Raw genomic sequence first — 18,939 nt, 5'->3', positions numbered from 1 at the left:
TTGATCTGATCACCAAACGTCATGAATGTTCCTATCTTTTTTATCTTATTGATATCGCAATATTATTTGTGGGGATACCTCAGGGTCAGAGTACTTTTTTAAGCTATCGGGCCAGAGTAAGTTTTGATCCCGTTTTATGTTGGTGCCCTACGTTAGCCATTCTGATGCTAAAAAGATGACAAACATAACTAAAGTACTCTGACCCCGTCATTTGAGTAATGTACTCTGACCCCATTATTTAGGCTTTGGCGAGTGCGTCGTCGATATCTTTTGCGCTGTGGCGGTTTTCTAACTGACCATCGTCACCCCAGGTCTTATTGACAATACGGCCACGTTTAACGCCTTCTCGCTGCTCTAGTTGCTTAGCCCAGCGGACTAAATTGGTGTACTCGTGCACCTGAAGGAAAGTGGCTGCGTCGTATAAATTACCTAGCACCAAGTTGCCGTACCACGGCCATATAGCCATGTCAGCGATACTGTACTCGCTACCTGCCATAAACTCATTGTTTGCTAAGTGCTTGTCTAGCACATCTAACTGACGCTTAGTTTCCATGGTAAAGCGGTTGATAGGATATTCCATTGGATATGGCGCATAGCTGTAGAAGTGCCCGAAACCACCGCCTAAGTAAGGCGCTGACCCCACCTGCCAAAACAGCCAGTTGAAACATTCCGCCTTTGCATGGGCGTCTTGCGGAATGAACTTACCGAATTTTTCCGCCAAGTAAACTAAGATTGACCCAGACTCAAATAGCTTGGTTTCTGGTGACGTTGTCGTGTCGACCATAGCAGGAATTTTACTATTCGGATTAACGTCAACAAACCCAGAAGAAAACTGATCGCCCTCACCAATGTTAATCAGCCAAGCGTCGTATTCTGCTTCGCTCACGCCAGCTGCCAACAACTCTTCAAGCATGATGGTAACTTTCTGACCATTGGGCGTAGCTAACGAGTATAGCTGCAAACCATGTTCACCATTAGGACGAGCCTTCTCATGGGTAGCGCCTGACACAGGACGATTAATGCTGGCCCACTTGTTGCCGTCATCCTCAGCCTGAGTCCAAACTTCTGGTGGTGTGTAGTTACTTTCTGTCGACATAGCAATTCCTTTAAATGACTTTATCGTTAAGGTTAGTGCAATACATAGCTACTAAGAACAGCTTTTAAAGACTTATAGCTCAACGGTGTCGACTAATAAACGGCGATATACGTTTATTGACATAAAAAAGCCGCGCTTTAGCTATATCAAGAGCGCGGCTTTATGAATAAAAGGCGAGCAGTCCGTTGCCCGCAAACTGGAACTATTCGATGGTTACCGTTGTGGTGTCCCCTGCTACAACTGTGGCAACATCAATAGTTTGTAAAAAGAAACCGTCTTCGGCGTCCTCGTCCGTTTCAGGCTCGTCAAATAGTGCTGTGCATGAAAAGCTTAGTGAATACTCGCCCTGAGGCATGAAGCCCGCTGTAAAATTGAATGTTTCATCTGACTCGCTGTACATTACAGGTACAACAGTGAAAGGGCGCAACTCGGTATCATCCACGCCTGCATCAGCGTCATCACCAAGGGCATCGAGAAGGTTTTGTTCACCTTCGTAGATATAAACTGCATTGCCAACAAACATGTCGGTTTTTACAGCGCATTTCTCGTCCATCACTAGCGTGCTATCTACTGTGCCGTTAAGCGTACCCACGTCATCATTTAACACTAAGCGAACACCGCGAGGTTTTAGCATAATAACCTCTTGACCTACTGGATCGACTAAGCTTTTTCTTAAATCGAATTCAACGGTGTAGGCTGCGTCAAAGTTAGGTTGTGCAGTAAAACCATCAAGTTTCAGTTCGCCACTTGGCACGCGAATAGGGTAAGTTCCCTCGTTAGTTACTATGTAAGAATCTTCCGTCACACTAAGACGAAGTTGGTCGTAGTCACCTACTGGGATTTCAGTATCTTCTACGATAACTTCAAACTGCTCGCCCGGTAGCGACAACAAGTCGATGCTTCGAGGATCACCATTTTCATCTTCAACTGAGAACGTGATTGGTGATTCATTGCCAATTAATTCAACTTCATCGAAATACACCACTACTTCACTGGCGTCATCTACAGGGGCGTCAGAAACTGAAAGGGAAAAGGTACTCATGGTGGGCGTGGGCTGGTCTTCGATCTTATCATCTGAGCCTCCACACGCGCTAAGCGTGGCAAGCGCAGCCATAACCAATGATGTAGAAAACGAACGTTTAACGAATCTAGAACCTAAAAAGTTTGAGTTGTTTTTCATTTTTTTCATCTCTAACACCTACCTTTCCTTTTTTGAGTATCAGGGAATGTGTTATCAATGATTGTGCCAATGAAAAATTAACCTATATAACAAAAGCTTATTAAAAACCATTAAGAGTAAGTTGTATATCAGAGCAAGGAAATGTTGCGCATAGGCAACACCATATTACATTTGGTTGGAGTACGGCCGTGAAATGGATGAAGTTCGAGCAGTTAGACGGTGGCTTACTTCAGCTTTTGGGTTGTAAGTCATGGTGAAAGCGTTGCTCACAAGTACAAAAAAAGCAGGCTAAGCCTGCTTTTTTATAACGTTAACGGATACTAGATGCTTACCCGCTTGTAAGGGCGGTACTCTGCTTTCCAGAAGTTACGCTCAATGCTGGCGCGCAATGCGTCGTCAGACATTTCAAGAGCAAGTCCCTGTTCCATCGCTACTCTACCCACCTCAAAAGCAATCTCTCTGCTAATTTCTGCAATGGCAGCAAGGGGTGGCAATAGTGAACCCTGACCCGTGTTGACTAATGGCGACGCTGAAGCAAGTGCGTTACTTGCAGCCATCAGCATTTCGTCACTAATAAGCTTCGCTTTAGATGCAACAACACCAAGGCCAATGCCTGGGAAGATGTAAGAGTTGTTGCATTGAGCGATAGGGAATATTTTGCCATCGTACTCTACAGGCTTGAACGGACTACCTGTAGCAATAATCACTTCACCTTCTGTCCATTCAATCACTTGCTCAGGACGCGCTTCAACTTGTCGTGAGGGGTTACTTAACGGGAAGATGATTGGCAGCTCACAGCCTTGCTTCATGGCACGGATAACTTGTTCAGTGAACAAGCCTGGCTGACCTGAAACGCCAATAAGTACGTCTGGCTGCGCGCAGTGCATAACATCAAGTAGTGACGCATAATCTCCGCTGAACGTCCAATCAGCCAAGTCAGCATTTTTCTGCTGAAGCTTTTGTTGGAAGTCGCGTAGACCTTCCATGCCTTCGGTTACCAAACCAAAACGGTCAATCATGAACACTTGCTTACGTGCTTGTTCGTCAGTCAGGCCTTCAAATACCATTTGTTGAATGAGCATTTCAGCAATACCACAGCCTGCCGAACCCGCGCCCACGAACACCACCTTCATGTCGCGTAGCTTTTGCTGCTTGGTTTTACATGCCGCCAAAATAGTACCAAGGGTAACGGCAGCAGTGCCTTGTATATCGTCGTTAAAACAACACACGTCGTTGCGATAGCGGTTTAATAACGGCATAGCATTTGGCTGCGCAAAATCTTCAAACTGAATCATTACATCAGGCCAGCGTCGCTTCACAGCGTTAATGAACATATCAACAAATTCGTCGTATTCTTCCTGTCCAATACGCGGATGGCGCGCCCCCATATACATTGGGTCGTTTAGCAGCTTTTCGTTGTTAGTACCTACATCTAACATAACGGGCAATGTGTATGCTGGACTAATTCCACCACACGCTGTGTAAAGCGATAGTTTACCGATAGGAATGCCCATTCCACCAATACCTTGGTCTCCCAAGCCTAAAATGCGTTCACCGTCGGTCACAACAATCACTTTCACTTTGCGCTTCGTTGCATTGCGAACAATGTCATCAAGCTGGTGACGTTCTTCATACGACACAAACAAGCCACGCGAACTGCGATAGATATCTGAAAACTGCTCACATGCATCACCTACAGTAGGTGTGTAGATGATGGGCATCATCTCATCGATGTGCTTTTGAATTAGGCGGTAAAACAAGGTTTCGTTATTGTCTTGAATTGCGCGCAGATAAATATGCTTGTTTAGTGCTTCGTCAAAACTGCTGTATTGCATGTAAGCACGTTCAACCTGCTCTTCGATAGTTTCGTACCTTGGTGGCACTAGACCTGTCAGGTTAAACGCCGCACGTTCCCGTGCAGTGAAGGCACTGCCTTTATTCAGTAGGGGGGTTTCCAGCAATGAAGGGCCGGCATGAGGAATATAAAGATATCGCTGTGAATCTTCTGACATTGGTTTTCCGATAATGTGTTCAGGCAAATACATCACCTAAGCCTGAAGCGGCACGCGTGCAACGTGCCTCTTAGTAATTAGAATATTTCTTCTGGCTCAGGCGCAGTAGTCGTATCCTGCGTGGCCGGATCCAACACTTCGTCATCGCGAACATAAGTCGTCGGCTCGGTTCCCTGCAGGAAATATTCGAATAGTGTCGTATGGTCTGTTCGTCTGGTCAACTTTCCACTGGTACGATCAATGCGAACACGCACTATATTCTCTGGTACGGGCATAGGCGTATGTGGTTTATTTTCTAGAGCATGTTGCATAAATCTGATCCACGCTGGCTCAGCAGCTTTAGCTCCATCTTCAATGCCGATCATGGCATTGCCTATCCAGTTGAATTTCTCAGCATTCTTGTTAATGAGGTTTTGGTTTCGCGTAGCTCGCCCTAACTGGCGCCCCATGTTGTCGAAGCCTACCCATGTGGTGGCCACCAAATCTTTGTGGAAACCACTGAACCACGTGTCTCGCGAGTCATTCGTTGTACCCGTTTTCCCAGCTATGTCAGTACGCTGAAGAATATTACGAGCACGCCAGCCGGTGCCTAACCAATAGGTTTTCTTGCTCCAATTTCCGTTTGCTCTCACAGCCGTTCGCATCATTTCTGCTACTAAGAAAGCGTTTTGAGCAGTAATAACCTGAGGCGCAATCACTTTTTCTGCAGCTTCGTCATCATCGACGTCGCCAAGTAAAATATCTTGATTTAGTTCAGCGGCAAGTAAGGCTTCAATATCGGCTTCTTCGTCTTCAGGTAGTATTTCTGGATCGCTTTGATTTTCACAACGATTGCACGCCCAAACTGGGTTTGCTTTCCAAAGCTCATCGCCGTTTTCATCAAGCACTTTGCTGATAAAATGAGGGTTTACTAAGTAACCACCGTTCGCAATGACCGACATACCTCTTACTACTTCAAGCGGCGTATGTGAACTCGACCCAAGGGATACGGTTTCATCAAGTGGAATATCGTCTTTATTAAAACCAAAGCGCGTTAAGTAATCGGCCGTTTCTCTCAGACCAACACCACGCAATAGTCGAACCGATACCACGTTTTTCGATTTACCAAGGGCTTTACGCATTCTAATTGGTCCGTCGTACTCGGCTGGCGAGTTTTGTGGTCGCCAAGCTACACCCGTCGCCGCATTCCATTGGTTAATGGGAGCGTCATTGATGATGGATGCAAGGGTATAGCCACTGTCTAATGCAGCAGAATAAACGAAAGGCTTGATGTTCGAGCCCACTTGGCGCTTGGCCTGTGTTGCTCGGTTAAACTGGCTTTGATAAAAGCTGTAGCCACCAACAACCGCTTCAACCGCACCGTTTTTCGGATTAAGTGCGATAAACGCTCCGCTCACCTCAGGGATTTGCGAAATGCGCCACTGCCCTTCTTGCTGTCTGATATAAATGACCGCCCCTTCTTGAGTCACATCTGAAGCGCTTTTGGGGTCACTACCCTGCCTAAAGTCTGTAATGTAGCGTCGGGCCCAATCTAGTCCATCCCACTCGACTGTTATTGATTTGCCATCTACAGACAACACTTCTATCGACTGCTCATTTACTTTCGTAACAACCGATGGCAAAAGAGGTTTAATGTGAGGAATCTCTTCAAGCACGCGCATGATTGATTCGTTATCCCACTCTTCTCGTGTTGTCTTATCACTTATGTCATAGCTCAATGAAAGTTGTGGAATCGCGTCATCCTTTCCTTCTGGCTTAGGAATATTCCATAAGTAGCCAAGGGCGCCTTTATAGCCATGACGCTCATCATAGTCATGAAGATTTCGAACCACCGCACGCTGAGCAGCTAATTGAAGATCTGACGTTGCAGTCGCAAAAACTTGGTATCCGCCGGTTTCTGCCTCTTCTTTTCCATAAATCTCTACCATTTCGTTATAAATGGTGTCGGCCAAATAAGGCGCATCCACTTCAATTTCAGCACCGTGCTTCTTCGCTGAAACTGGCGCATTGGCAGCTTCATCGAACTGCGCTTTAGTGATGTACTCTTCGTCAAGCATACGAAGTAAGACCACGCGTCTGCGTTCGACAGAACGTTGCGGCCCGCTGATAGGGTTAAGCACTGATGGCGCCTTGGGAAGACCTGCAATAGTAGCAATTTGAGCTAAAGAGAGTTCGTTAAGCGGTTTGCCATAGTACACTTGGGCGGCCGCCCCAAAACCAAACGCTCTATGGCCTAATTCGATTTTGTTGAGGTACAGCTCAAGAATTTCCTGCTTAGAAAGCTCTTGCTCCATGTGCAGTGCTATAAAGATCTCTTTGATCTTTCTGATATAGGTTTTTTCCCGACTAAGGAAAAACCCTCGTGCTAGCTGCATGGTTAACGTACTTGCTCCCTGACGCTTTTCGCCAGTAAGGACTAAACTTACTGCAGCACGCATTATACCAATGGGGTCAATACCGTGGTGTTCGTAGAAGCGACTGTCTTCGGTAGCGAGTATGGCGTTAATTAATTCTTGCGGGACTTCCTCAAGTTTTACGGGGATCCGCCGTTTAACTCCATACTGCGAAATAAGTTTTCCGTCTTTGGTGTATATCTGCATGGGTGTTTGCAGGCGTACATCCTTAAGTACAGTAACACTTGGTAGGTCAGGTTTGATATAAAAGTAAATACCTACCAGTGCTGCAAAACCAAGAAGGCCTGATAGAAAACTAAATAAAATAAGTGGTTTGATGTACTTCACTGTAACGGATACCAAGACATTTTGTTGAAATGACGTATATTTTATACGTATGTGTTATCTCTAGAACCATACGCATAAGACTATTAGAGTAACATTGTACTTTAGAGCAACTACCTTTGAAACTGGACACTTGCACATGAAATCGCTGTTTAAGAAAAAGCTGCCGCCCATTGTGGGCTTAGATATAGGCACGCGTCAAATAAAAGCGGTGTGGTTAGAGCAATCGAAAGACGGGTTCGTCCTTCAAGGGTATGCCTGTGAGCCAATTAACAAAATCGCTTTCTCTGAGCGTGATATTAAAGACTATGAGTCAGTAAGCATTGCTCTCAAGAAAATTCGAAAGTCGCTAAAAACAAAATTAAAGCTGGCAAATGTTGCGGTGGCTGGTACGTCAGTGATCAGTAAAATCGTCTATATGGACCCAGAGCAAAGCGATTACGATTTAGAAAATCAAATTGAGATCGAAGCCGACAGTCTCATTCCCTATCCGCTTGAAGAAGTATATTTGGATTTTGAAGAAATGGGGCCGAGCGCAACGCACACTGGAAAAGTAAATGTATTACTTACCGCTGCGCATAAAGATTTGGTAGACAGTCGCTTGCTGCTTGCAAGAGAAGCTAACTTTGAACCCAAAATTGTTGATATGGAAAATTATGCCATCGGCAATGCCATGGACTTTTTCCATACGCCTCATACCGAAGACATGCCACTTTGCTGTATTAATGTGGGCGCCTCGCTTCTTCAAATATGCGTAATAAAAAACGGCGACGTCATCTACACCAAAGAGCACGCCTTTGGCTTAAATCAGCTAATTAACGATATTAGCGCCATTCATATGGTTGAGCGTGAAACCGCAGAGCGTCAGCTACTTGATGGCACGCTGTCTGGAAATTGGGTGGAAGATACGCTTCCTATATTTGCCGCTAACCTACAGCAAAATATCAACCGTGCATTACAAATGTATATGAGCACGCTACATGCAGAGCGCCCCACCAAAATACTGTTTAGCGGCGGTGCCGCTACTATTGAACCGTTAGTCGACATTTTAAAACAAGACTTAGGCCTAGAGGTTGATTGCTTCAATCCGTTTAGCAACATGTCGATAAACCCTAAACTTGATGCCACGAGACTTAGCAAAATTGCACCACAGCTTGCGATTGCAGCGGGTCTAGCGAGCCGGAGCTTTACGCCATGGCACATGTAAATTTACTACCTTGGCGAGAGAAGCAGCGCCAACATCAAAAACAACAATACTTGGCAGGGCTACTTGCTGTTGCCGCCATTGTAGGATTGATTTTTTGGTTCATTGGTCAAGCTATCGACCAGCAAATAAGTAATCAAAACTCGCGTAATCAATACCTTGAACGGGAAATCGCGGTTTTAGATGCGCAAATTGCAGAGATAAAAAAGGTTAAAGACAGTAAAAATGCCATTGAGCAGCGCATGGCATTAATTGAGCAACTGCAAGCAAGTCGCAATGTGGCTCCTATAGTATTTGATGAACTTGCTAAACTCGTTCCTCCCGGTGTGGCCTTCGAGTCTATGACCAGAAGCAATAACCGTATTGAGATTGAAGGTACTAGTGATTCGAACAATCGCCTGTCCGACTTTATGCGCGCGCTGGACAACTCGAAAGTGTTCGTTGCCGCAGAGCTTTCTACCATTAAATCTGACAGCAGTGCAGCGAGAGCGATTAGCAACTTTACGCTTACGTTTTCGATAACCCCCAATGTTGCTCCGCTAGAAATAGAAAGTAGTGAGGCGCAATAACCATGAAGTTTGATGTTTCAAAACTAAAAGAACTCAACGAACTCGACTTTGAACAAATCGCTATTTGGCCAAACGAAGTTCGCATTGTTGTGGCGGCGTTTGTCGCAATATTGGTAGGTGCGTTGAGCTACTACATGCTAATAAGCCCCAAATTACCGATTAAAGATGCGGCTGAATTAAAAGAACAAGAACTAAAGTTACAGCTCGAAGCAAAGTACCGCATTGCGGCTAATTTAGAAGCCTACCAAGCCCAACTCGCGCAAATTAAAGAAGACTTCTCGTCTATGCTGAAAAGTCTTCCAACCAGCAACGAAACACCGGGTTTGCTTGACGATATCACTTACGTTGGTACCGCATCGGGCCTCACGTTTGAGTTGCTTAACTGGCAACAAGAAGTACCAAAAGAGTTTTACACCGAACTACCTATCGAAATGGAAGTAAGCGGTGGCTATCACAACTTTGGCGAATTCGTTTCCAAAGTTGCGGATTTACCTCGTATCGTTACGCTTCACGATTTTGACATAAAGCGTGAAGCAAATGGTCTGTCGCTGAAGCTGCAGGCGAAAACTTATCGTTCGGAAAACTCGACAGACATTGAAGGAGATGAACAATGATTCGTTCGTTTTTATCTCTTTTAATCATATTGTTAGTAACAGGCTGTTCACCTAAACTCGACGATCTGCATGCCTATACACAGAGTGTTAAAGAGCGTGCTCAGCCACAAATTGAACCGTATCCAGAATTCAAGACTCACCCACCTTTTAGCTATTCGGCAAGCGCTTTAAGAAGCCCGTTCGATCGCCCTAAGAACAACACCGCTCCAGTAGCAAAAGCGCGGGTAGAAAACTGTTTACAGCCAAACTTCCAGCGCCCTAAAGAAGCATTGGAAGCCTATGGCGTGGACGCCCTCGCACTGACTGGCAACTTTGCCGTTAAAGGAGTGCAGTGGGCATTATTGAAAAGTAACGATGGCGTATTACATAAAGCTAAAGTAGGGAGTCGTATCGGCTTGTTTTATGGCAAAATTACGCAAATTAGCACCGACTCAATTACTATTGAACAGTTATTACCTGATGGTGCGGGCTGCTGGCAAAGGAAAACAACAACAATGACTACAGCATCGAAGGCGGGAGAGTAAGCATGGCCGAACGATACATATTTAACAAATCTCTGAATCGTAGAGTGCCTAGATGGTATTGGCTGGCCTTCGCTGTGGCTGCAATATTTTCATTAACCGTATTTGTTTCGCCAGTAAAAGCCCAAGAGCCTTTGTTAGTCGACCCTGATACTAAACGAAATGCATCAACCGTTACCACCACGGTCACAAACATCGACTTTACTCAAGCAGCTAACAATACCGCTGTAACACTGGTGAGTTTTGAGGGCCAAGCGCCAAAGCTTCAGCTTATTGAGTCACAAGGAAAAGTATCCCTTACATTACCAAACACCAAGTTAGGCGAAGACCAATTGGTAGAACTTAATGTGGCTGATTTCGGCACGTTGGTTTCTACCATCGAGACATTCGAAGATAAAGATGGCGCGCGAATTGAGGTTAATTATTCGGGCCCAGTTACGGTTCAAAATACGGTAAAAGACGGCGTAATTCGTATGGCGATAACGCCAATGGACAGCGCGCAGCAAGACGCCTTGGAAGCGGAAAAGAAATACACAGGCGACCCCATTTCGCTCGATTTTCAAGATGTTCCTGTGAGACAAGTTTTACAAATTATTGCGCAGGTTAATGGGTTTAACTTAGTGACCACCGACACCGTAACAGGAAACGTAACGATAAGCTTGTCGGGCGTTCCGTGGGATCAAGCTCTCGACATGATTTTGCGTGTTAAAGGTCTGGATAAACGCTTAGAGGGCAACATTTTATTAATTGCACCGGCTGAAGAACTATCGGCTCGTGAAACCCAAGCCCTTCAATCTAAAAAGCAAGTTTCAGACTTAGCGCCTCTTCATACGGTTAATATTCCTGTTAACTATGCAAAAGCTGCTGCCTTGGCCACGATCTTAAAGTCGACAGAGGGCGGGATCTTATCTGAGCGAGGGGGTGTTACAGTAGATGAACGAACCAACACTTTACTTATTCGCGACACGTTAGCCTCTATTGATGAAGCAAGAAAAACCATCAATGCGTTAGATATTCCAGTAAAGCAAGTGCTGATTGAAAGCCGTATGGTTACTGTGCTTGACGATGTAGGCGAGCAGCTTGGCGTTCGTTGGGGTTTCAGCGACCGTCAAGACGATAATGGTGTGTCGGGAAGCCTTGAGGGCGCAGACACCATTGCCGGCGGCATAGTGCCTAGCATTGATAATCGCCTTAATGTGAACCTGCCTGTGACCAGCGCCGCGGGTAGCATTGGCTTTCAAATTGCGAGCTTGGTTGATGGCACCATATTAGACCTTGAGCTTTCCGCACTAGAATCTGAAAACAAAGGCGAAATTATTGCGAGTCCTCGTATTACGGTTGCTAACCAGCATGAAGCTTACATTGAACAAGGTACGGAAATACCTTACGTACAAGCAACGTCTAGCGGTGCGACTTCAGTAGAGTTCAAAAAAGCCGTTTTGTCACTGAAAGTTACGCCACATATTACGCCTGATAATCGCATTATTTTGGATTTAGTTGTTACGCAAGATACCCGTGGCGAAACCGTTTCTACGTCTACTGGTGAGGCCGTAGCCATCGATACCCAAGAAATTAAAACGCAGGTATTGGTAGAAAACGGCGAAACCATCGTATTAGGTGGCATATTCCAACAAACCAGTTCTGATGGCGTGTCGAAAGTGCCTTTGTTTGGTGATTTGCCTGTCGTTGGTGCCCTTTTCAGAAACTCGTCACAACTTCAGCAAAAACGAGAACTACTTATCTTTGTGACACCCAAGATAGTCACTGAAAGACCATAATCCTCATTTTTAGCCTTCAAAAAAGCGCATTTTTGTGCGCTTTTTTTGGTTTTCAGCCTTTTTTTGTAACTAAATTTACAGGTATACGCTATTTGTTAGTAACAAAACTTGCAACGCCTTGCATGAAACTGAGATAATCCCCGCCTCGAAATTTAAGCGAGGTTTAAGGAGTGGTGCTTATTGGACACTAAATAGGCACGAGTCAATGGGTAGGCTGGTAAGGCAACAGTGCACTGCCCCTAACATGATTAAGTTGTGATATAAGCAAATATGGCTGAAAAACGTAATATCTTTTTAGTTGGCCCAATGGGTGCTGGCAAAAGTACCATCGGTAGACATCTGGCAGACGAACTTCACCTAGACTTTTTTGATTCGGATCAGGAAATTGAGCGCCGCACGGGTGCAGACATTGCCTGGATCTTCGACCTTGAAGGCGAAGACGGTTTCCGTAAACGCGAAGAAAACGTCATTAACGATTTGACAGATAAGCAAGGTATTGTACTTGCTACTGGCGGCGGTTCTATTGTAACTAAAGCTGTGCGTAATCGTTTATCTGCCCGCGGCATCGTTGTTTACCTACAAACGACAATCGATAAGCAAGTTGCCCGTACACAACGTGACAAACGTCGTCCTTTGCTACAAAACGAAGATCCAGAACAAGTACTTCGCGATCTTGCAGAAATGCGCAACCCGCTTTACGAAGAAGTTGCTGATTACATTGTTGATACAGACGACCAAAGTGCGCGTGCTGTAGCGAATCAGATTATCAGTAAAATTGGTTTATAAATTAAATATGTAATAGGAGGTGCTACGCCAATGTCAACCTTAACTGTGGAACTTGGAGAACGTAGCTATCCTATACAGATAGAGGCTGGGCTGCTTTCGCAACCTGGCCTTTTTAGTGCCTATATAAAAGGCCCACTTGCCGTCATTGTTACCAACGAAACTGTTGCCCCACTATATTTAGAAACCACTAAAGCGGCGTGTGGCGATGTTCAGGTCGAAACCATTATTTTGCCGGATGGCGAGCAACACAAAAACCTTGCCCAATTCGAAGTGGTTATGACACGCCTTCTTGAGCTAAACGCTGCAAGAGATACGACACTTATCGCACTTGGCGGTGGTGTAATTGGTGATCTTACTGGCTTTGTTGCGGCAACTTACCAACGCGGTGTGCCCTTCATTCAAGTTCCTACGACTTTGCTTTCTCAAGTCGACTCATCAGTAGGTGGAAAAACCGCGGTAAATCATCCTCTCGGCAAAAACATGATTGGCGCTTTTTACCAACCGGTTTATGTGGCCATTGATACTGATACCCTCGCTACATTACCCGCGAGGGAGTTTGCTGCTGGCATGGCAGAGGTCATCAAATACGGTATCATTTACGACGCACCGTTTTTTGAATGGCTTGAAAGTAATGTAGATGCGCTTACGTCGCTTGATACTGAAATTCTTACCCAAGCTATTTCTCGCTGCTGCGAAATCAAAGCAGACGTGGTAGCAAAAGATGAACGTGAAGGTGGTTTACGCGCCATTCTTAACTTAGGCCACACGTTCGGTCACGCTATTGAAGCCGAGCAAGGCTACGGTAACTGGCTGCATGGCGAAGCGGTAGCCGCTGGTACTATAATTGCTTGTAAAGCTGCTGAAGCATTAACGTGGTTTGAAGCGTCAGAAACACGACGCGTATCGTCGCTATTTGAAGCATTTGCTTTACCGGTTGCAGGCCCAAATAGTATGACAAAGGATGACTACGTTAAGCATATGAAACGCGATAAAAAAGTGGAAGCTGGCAGTATTCGATTTGTACTTCCTCAAGGCATAGGCAAAGCGGTTGTTACCAAGGACGTCACGGACGCCATTCTTACTGACATCCTTTCTTAGTCATTAGCCCTCGCGACAACCTGGCAACGCGTCTATCTTGACTTCCCTACGTTAGTTGGAATCATGAAGAAATGCGTTGCAGGACAGTTTTTAAAGCAACGGTGAATAAGGGCAAACTCCCATGCAAAGTGAACTGCATGAACGTTTGGAATATTTGGTCAATTACTCTTCTCAGCTGATTTTTGTCAGTGGTGAGTCTATTGCTCAACAACAAAAGACCCTTGAAGCCTTTGTCTTTCAGCAGCACGATGATACCGAGATTGCGTATTTAACTGCGCAAGAAAATATGGAGCCCTCTGACTACCGTCGACAACTTTGTCGGCAGCTTCTTGGTCAAGTGGTGGGTAGCTTCGTTAGGCCTCTAAACGAACTACTTTCCGACCTAAATAGTCACGAAGGTCCAATTCTTATAGCCATCACCCAAGCCCACAATCTTCCTGATGCACTACTACAAGAACTATGGGACTTGGTGTTACAAAGTCGGTTTGCTGGTAACAAACAGCATTTAAATGTGCTTTTGTTCGCGAATAACGAATGGGCTGAGCGCGCCAAGCAGTGGCTTCCTGCAAAAAATACGGAAACCCCTCTAATAATTAGCAGCCAGTCAGTCATTAGCGAACAGCCTAGCTTCGAGTCAGAGCTCGACAAAATGATTGCTTCACGTCGCGAGGCTTTTCAGGCTCATTTAGAAAATAGACAGCGTGAAAATACGCAAACTTTTATCAACCCGTTAAAGTCTAAGTGGTTTTATATCGCTGTTATATGCGTGTTCCTTGCTACGTTTTCTGGCCTTATTTACTGGCAATACGGTGATAAATTAGCATCGATTTTTGCGCCTATTAGTCAACCTTCGCCAGAACCTGAAAGAACGCAGGTTGAGCCCGGCTCTGCTTATAACAAGCTTATAGGCAATGGTGAAACCGATGAAAGCGAAACAACAGCATCAAACTCAGCAACTCAAGCAACCAACCAAATAGGCAATGTAGAGCTTGTTTCCGCGCCCAATGATGATAGTGCAGACGTTGGTGGCTCGTTAATTGATGAATCGTCAGATAACGGTCCGTTGATTACCAATTGGGAAAATGCGGTTTCATCCTTACCTGAAGTTACGCCATCTTCAGAACAGGCAGACAATAACCAGTTTGAGAATGCCCCGATTGAAGGTAATACCACTGATTCCAATGGTTCAGAGGTGGTTAGCAGTGGTGCGCTAAGTAATCAACAATCTGCTCAAGGTGTCAAATCAAACTCGGACGGCGTCAACGATAATGTAGCGCCAACCACAGTGGCCAGTGAATCGAGTCAAGAAGGCTGGATTGGGGAAGATGACTACGCTATACAGTTGTTAGCGATGAAAAATGAGTCTGTTCTCAGTGAGTTCCTACGAGAAAACAATCTAACTGAGCAAACGCGAATTTATAAAACGACGCGCTATGGTGGCGACTGGTTTGTAGTAGTTAACAGGCAAATCTACACGTCGTTATCTCAAGCGCAACAAGCACGAACAAATTTACCCGAATATCCAGGTAAACAAAATGCTTTTATAAAGCGAGGAAACCAAATCCTCTCAGAGATGAGCAAAGCGCAAAATTAAGTCATTTCACAACCGGGTGGCCATAATATTTCCAGTAAATGAGCAAAATTCCGTTCTTGCGACACTTGTTGGTTGTCCGTTTTACTGATGAAAGTTACAATCTACCTTTAGTGTGGTGATATCTGATACTGATCAGCATAAAAGTATAAAGACGACCCTTTCCCTTGGAACGGCGGCGCACGGAAAAACCACCGTCTTCATTCCGTCTAGGTAGTAACGTTTAAGCATGATGCAGAAAAAAAACCGGGCTTTTTTAAAATGGGCCGGTGGCAAATACAGCTTGGTTGAGCATATTCAGGCCAGATTACCGCAAGCCAATAAACTCATTGAACCGTTTGTTGGTGCCGGATCTGTATTTCTGAATACGCAATACAAACGCTACCTGCTTAATGACATCAATCCTGATCTCATCAACTTATACAATTTCCTTAAAGCGCAGCCCGATGCACTGATTAACGATGCACGCTCATTTTTCGACGGAAAACGCAACGAAGAAAAAATGTATTACGCTTTACGAGAAGAGTTTAACGCCACACAAGATGAATATTATCGCGCCATTCTCTTTTTGTATTTGAACCGTCACGGTTACAACGGATTATGTCGTTATAGTCTTCAAGGGCGTTTTAACGTACCTTTTGGCCGCTATAAAAAACCTTACTTTCCAGAAGACGAGATGTTTGTGTTTTCGGAAAAGTCGCAAAAAGCGACGTTTACTTGTCTTCCTTTTGAAAAGGTTTTTTCTAGAGCTAGGCGTGGCAATGTTATTTATTGTGACCCACCGTATGCTCCTATCAGCAAGACTGCAGCGTTCACCAGCTATGCCGCGCGAAGCTTCGGACAAGAATCTCAAGAGAAGCTGGCTGAGCTCGCCACCCGCGCGTCAAAAAAGCGAGGCATACCCGTCCTCATCTCAAATCACGACTTACCGCTAACTCGGTCGCTTTATCACGGGGCAGATTTCAGTATGCTGTCAGTCAAGCGTTCGATAAGTCAAAACGGTGCAAAGCGACAGCCTGTGGATGAAATTTTGGCCTATTTCCCTCCAGCTAACATCGCACCAAAGCGAAAGACTCGAAAAAAGAAGACGTTTCACCGCCCTTCAGTTTAGTGTGTGGAGCCTAAAAAACGTCTTATCGGTAGCGCATCGACCGCTTTCCCCGCATACGATTTTAATGTGTATTCACGCGATTGCTATGCGCTATAGCCCGTATACCATTTAACGAACATAAAAAGCGTAACAACAAACAGCACAACCAAGATTACGCCAATGACGGCGAAGCTGATAAAAGTGCCTTTAGTAAAGTCACGTTCGTAGTTTTTATGGCTCTGAACACCAAATAGACTAGCAACTACACTACCTAGAACTGACCAAAAACCAGTACCAGACTGCATAATCTTCCCCTAAGTGTCGTTAGCAGGTGAGGTGAAATCTCGATTACCTTCGTCGCTGTGCATCAACTCAAGTAGGTCTAAAAAGTGGAATTGGAAAGAGGATGATTTCCCCGCTATCCATGACAGCCAACTTACTTCCTCAACACCCTCTTGATGACGGGCACATTGGTTTTGAATATGGCTTGCGGGCAACTTGGGGTTGAACTCCGTAACGGGTTGGAATTCGCATACTGACGAGTGTGAATTTGGCGTACTTGTAACCGCAACGCTAACAAGCGCTACCGCTCCACAAATCGCAAAAAATGGAAGAACCTTCATCCTGAATACTCCTTACACTCGTTTAAAAATTAATCTCATTATAATCAAAAGCAGGTTACGAACAAGTTAAAAATGCGTTGCTTTTTGAAAAATGAAAAGCCTAACGAAAACACATTAGGCTTTTAGTACTCAACGTTTTGATAAAGGCCATCCAATGGCCTCTACAAGGTCATTACAGTTCGAAGTCCATAGAGTATGCTACAGTAAATTTCACTGCGTCATTATCCAATGCATCGGCACCGTCGTCATCTAAGTTAGTGCCAGTTACAGCGAAGCTAAAACCATCTTTAGCGATCGAAACACCGTAGTCCGCATAACCCTCTACGCCGTTGAATGCTTCAGCGAAATCACCTTCGTGATAGCCAACGTGGAAACCAAGTTCCGTACCGTTTAAGATCTCCATGCTGTAATCAAGCGAGGTGTACGATGCTTGTGCAAAACCGAAGTCTTGATTTTCGCCTTCGTCAGCTTCAGTGTGCGCTAAAAGGTATACAGTAAGGCTCAACCCACCCATACCTACGGTGCCGTAAACTTCCGCAAAATCAAAGTTTGCTTCATCATCGTAGTTGTAATAAAGATAACCAAAGTCGTACGCAATACCCTCAGACTCGCCAGAAAAACCAAAGTACATGTCGTGCTCATAAGAGTAAATGTCGTCTGATTCATAGCTTACATTTGATGCCCACGTACCCGCATAAAAACCACTTTCATGCGCGTAATCGATACCACCCTGTACTGCGGCTTCGTTAGTTGTTTGTGTTAGACCACGCCAGATGTAGTTACTGGTTGCACTAGCGTTAGCAGTGAATGAACCTTCTGCATAGCTAGGCATGGCTGTTAACAGACACGCTGAAGAAATAGCAGCGGCAAGTATTGTTCTTTTTGTAGATGTTTTCATGTGTGTTCTCCAGTCAAATTCAAACTTGTTGTAATTCGTTTTTTCTGTCTGTGTTTTCTTTTTTGGACTGGATAACGCAAAGTTGATGCCCATTTATGGTTCATCAAAAAAACTCGCAAAAAATAAATTAACCAATTGAAATTTAGAGCATTATTTCTCTTAAAAAATCCATCCGCTGTCACCGAAACAAAAAAACGCTGCATAAAAATGCACCAACATAACGCGCGCTCACCAAAATTGGGCAACGTTCTGACAAAGTCCGTTTATCTTAAATTTCCGTGAAATTAACGCTGATTAACCCTTTGCATAGTAAAGAAGCACGGATTTGGGTAAACTTTCGCAAAGGTGAAACGTAAGTGGCAACGCACCTTGTTGTTTTTAGAATGAAAGGACATGCAATGAAACCATTCCTAATTGCTCCATCAATACTATCGGCCGATTTCGCTCGACTTGGCGAAGACGTAGAAAAGGTATTAGAGGCTGGCGCTGATGTGGTGCATTTCGATGTAATGGATAACCACTATGTACCCAATCTTACGTTTGGGCCAATGATTTGCGAGGCGTTAAGAAACTACGGCATTACCGCTCCCATTGATGTGCACCTAATGGTGAAGCCCGTCGATGACTTAATTGAAAAATTCGCGAATGCAGGGGCCAGCTATATTAGTTTTCACCCAGAAGCGTCTGAGCACATAGACCGCTCTCTACAGCTTATTATCGATGCAGGTTGCAAGCCGGGGCTCGTATTTAACCCAGCAACGCCACTACATTACCTTGACCACGTCATGGACAAACTGCACCACATTCTTATTATGTCGGTTAACCCAGGGTTTGGTGGTCAAAAGTTTATTCCAAGCACCTTAGATAAAGTGCGCGCGGTGAAACAGCGTGTATTAGAAAGCGGCTACGATATTCGAATTGAAATTGACGGTGGCGTAAAAGTCGATAACATTCGCGAAATAGCGGAAGCGGGCGCGGATATGTTTGTGGCTGGTTCGGCTATTTTTTCTCAACCCGACTACAGCGATGTCATTGAGCAAATGCGCAATGAACTAGCGTCACTGTCTAAAGCATAATTTTCGAAGCTTTATTTTCTCAAGCTTTATTTTCACAGTATTTAACGTATTACAGGTAAAAAGAA

At 44.8% G+C, this 18,939-nt stretch carries 17 protein-coding genes; 10 read left to right on the top strand and 7 right to left on the bottom strand.

Annotated elements, in window-relative coordinates; all coding sequences use genetic code 11:
* Positions 1-238: 238 nt before the first annotated feature.
* The 4 genes from yghU to MHN09_RS05800 all read right to left on the bottom strand — a co-directional run bounded on the left by yghU (position 239) and on the right by MHN09_RS05800 (position 7,029).
* On the bottom strand, positions 239-1,096 hold the full coding sequence (gene yghU, locus MHN09_RS05815; RefSeq protein WP_039225087.1) for a glutathione-dependent disulfide-bond oxidoreductase: 858 nt from the start codon (positions 1,094-1,096) through the stop codon (positions 239-241).
* Between the two features lie 202 nt (positions 1,097-1,298).
* Positions 1,299-2,285, bottom strand: coding sequence for a DUF4382 domain-containing protein (locus tag MHN09_RS05810; protein ID WP_239239569.1), 987 nt, complete (start codon positions 2,283-2,285; stop codon positions 1,299-1,301).
* Positions 2,286-2,596: 311 nt separating this feature from the next.
* Positions 2,597-4,288, bottom strand: coding sequence for an NAD-dependent malic enzyme (locus MHN09_RS05805; protein WP_014978126.1), 1,692 nt, complete (start codon positions 4,286-4,288; stop codon positions 2,597-2,599).
* Between the two features lie 77 nt (positions 4,289-4,365).
* On the bottom strand, positions 4,366-7,029 hold the full coding sequence (locus MHN09_RS05800; protein WP_061439230.1) for a PBP1A family penicillin-binding protein: 2,664 nt from the start codon (positions 7,027-7,029) through the stop codon (positions 4,366-4,368).
* 136 nt (positions 7,030-7,165) lie between these two features.
* Here MHN09_RS05800 and pilM point away from each other — a divergent pair, with 136 nt between their 5' ends.
* From pilM to MHN09_RS05755, 9 genes are all read left to right on the top strand, one after another.
* The gene (gene pilM / locus MHN09_RS05795) at positions 7,166-8,233 is read left to right on the top strand and encodes a type IV pilus assembly protein PilM (protein WP_049588773.1); all 1,068 of its coding nucleotides are present in this window, start codon (positions 7,166-7,168) and stop codon (positions 8,231-8,233) included.
* A complete protein-coding gene (locus MHN09_RS05790; protein WP_049588774.1) occupies positions 8,221-8,799 on the top strand; it encodes a PilN domain-containing protein in 579 nt (192 codons plus the stop codon). Before pilM ends, MHN09_RS05790 begins: the two co-directional genes overlap by 13 nt.
* A 2-nt stretch (positions 8,800-8,801) precedes the next feature.
* Positions 8,802-9,413, top strand: a complete 612-nt coding sequence (locus MHN09_RS05785) for a type 4a pilus biogenesis protein PilO (RefSeq protein ID WP_239239567.1) — start codon at positions 8,802-8,804, stop codon at positions 9,411-9,413.
* Positions 9,410-9,937 (top strand): pilus assembly protein PilP, encoded by a 528-nt coding sequence (locus tag MHN09_RS05780; RefSeq protein ID WP_168532917.1) that lies wholly within the window; start codon positions 9,410-9,412, stop codon positions 9,935-9,937. The genes MHN09_RS05785 and MHN09_RS05780 overlap by 4 nt, the downstream gene beginning before the upstream one ends.
* Before the next feature lie 2 nt (positions 9,938-9,939).
* Positions 9,940-11,712: a type IV pilus secretin PilQ family protein gene (locus MHN09_RS05775; RefSeq protein WP_061094069.1), complete on the top strand. Its 1,773-nt coding sequence runs from the start codon at positions 9,940-9,942 to the stop codon at positions 11,710-11,712.
* Between the two features lie 270 nt (positions 11,713-11,982).
* Positions 11,983-12,498, top strand: coding sequence for a shikimate kinase AroK (gene aroK / locus MHN09_RS05770; RefSeq protein WP_014948032.1), 516 nt, complete (start codon positions 11,983-11,985; stop codon positions 12,496-12,498).
* Positions 12,499-12,528: 30 nt separating this feature from the next.
* The gene (aroB, locus tag MHN09_RS05765; RefSeq protein ID WP_049588776.1) at positions 12,529-13,596 is read left to right on the top strand and encodes a 3-dehydroquinate synthase; all 1,068 of its coding nucleotides are present in this window, start codon (positions 12,529-12,531) and stop codon (positions 13,594-13,596) included.
* 121 nt (positions 13,597-13,717) lie between these two features.
* Complete coding sequence (locus MHN09_RS05760) at positions 13,718-15,190, top strand: cell division protein DamX (protein WP_239239565.1); 1,473 nt, start codon at positions 13,718-13,720, stop codon at positions 15,188-15,190.
* Positions 15,191-15,416: 226 nt separating this feature from the next.
* Complete coding sequence (locus MHN09_RS05755) at positions 15,417-16,298, top strand: Dam family site-specific DNA-(adenine-N6)-methyltransferase (RefSeq protein ID WP_039225098.1); 882 nt, start codon at positions 15,417-15,419, stop codon at positions 16,296-16,298.
* A gap of 83 nt (positions 16,299-16,381) precedes the next feature.
* On the opposite strand, the gene MHN09_RS05750 is transcribed toward MHN09_RS05755, so the two are convergent.
* From MHN09_RS05750 to MHN09_RS05740, 3 genes are all read right to left on the bottom strand, one after another.
* The gene (locus MHN09_RS05750) at positions 16,382-16,582 is read right to left on the bottom strand and encodes a DUF2970 domain-containing protein (protein WP_014948028.1); all 201 of its coding nucleotides are present in this window, start codon (positions 16,580-16,582) and stop codon (positions 16,382-16,384) included.
* A 9-nt stretch (positions 16,583-16,591) separates the two neighbouring features.
* Positions 16,592-16,900, bottom strand: coding sequence for a hypothetical protein (locus MHN09_RS05745; protein ID WP_014948027.1), 309 nt, complete (start codon positions 16,898-16,900; stop codon positions 16,592-16,594).
* 172 nt (positions 16,901-17,072) lie between these two features.
* Positions 17,073-17,891 (bottom strand): TorF family putative porin, encoded by an 819-nt coding sequence (locus MHN09_RS05740; RefSeq protein WP_014948026.1) that lies wholly within the window; start codon positions 17,889-17,891, stop codon positions 17,073-17,075.
* 305 nt (positions 17,892-18,196) lie between these two features.
* On the opposite strand from MHN09_RS05740, the gene rpe reads away from it, so the two are divergent.
* On the top strand, positions 18,197-18,874 hold the full coding sequence (gene rpe / locus MHN09_RS05735; protein ID WP_014978117.1) for a ribulose-phosphate 3-epimerase: 678 nt from the start codon (positions 18,197-18,199) through the stop codon (positions 18,872-18,874).
* Positions 18,875-18,939 lie beyond the last annotated feature (65 nt).

This window comes from Alteromonas sp. MmMcT2-5, from assembly GCF_022348315.1.
In the GTDB taxonomy this organism is placed as follows: Bacteria; Pseudomonadota; Gammaproteobacteria; order Enterobacterales; family Alteromonadaceae; genus Alteromonas; species Alteromonas macleodii.
Note: the sequence above shows the minus strand (reverse complement) of the source record. Positions and strands in the feature narration are given on the sequence as shown.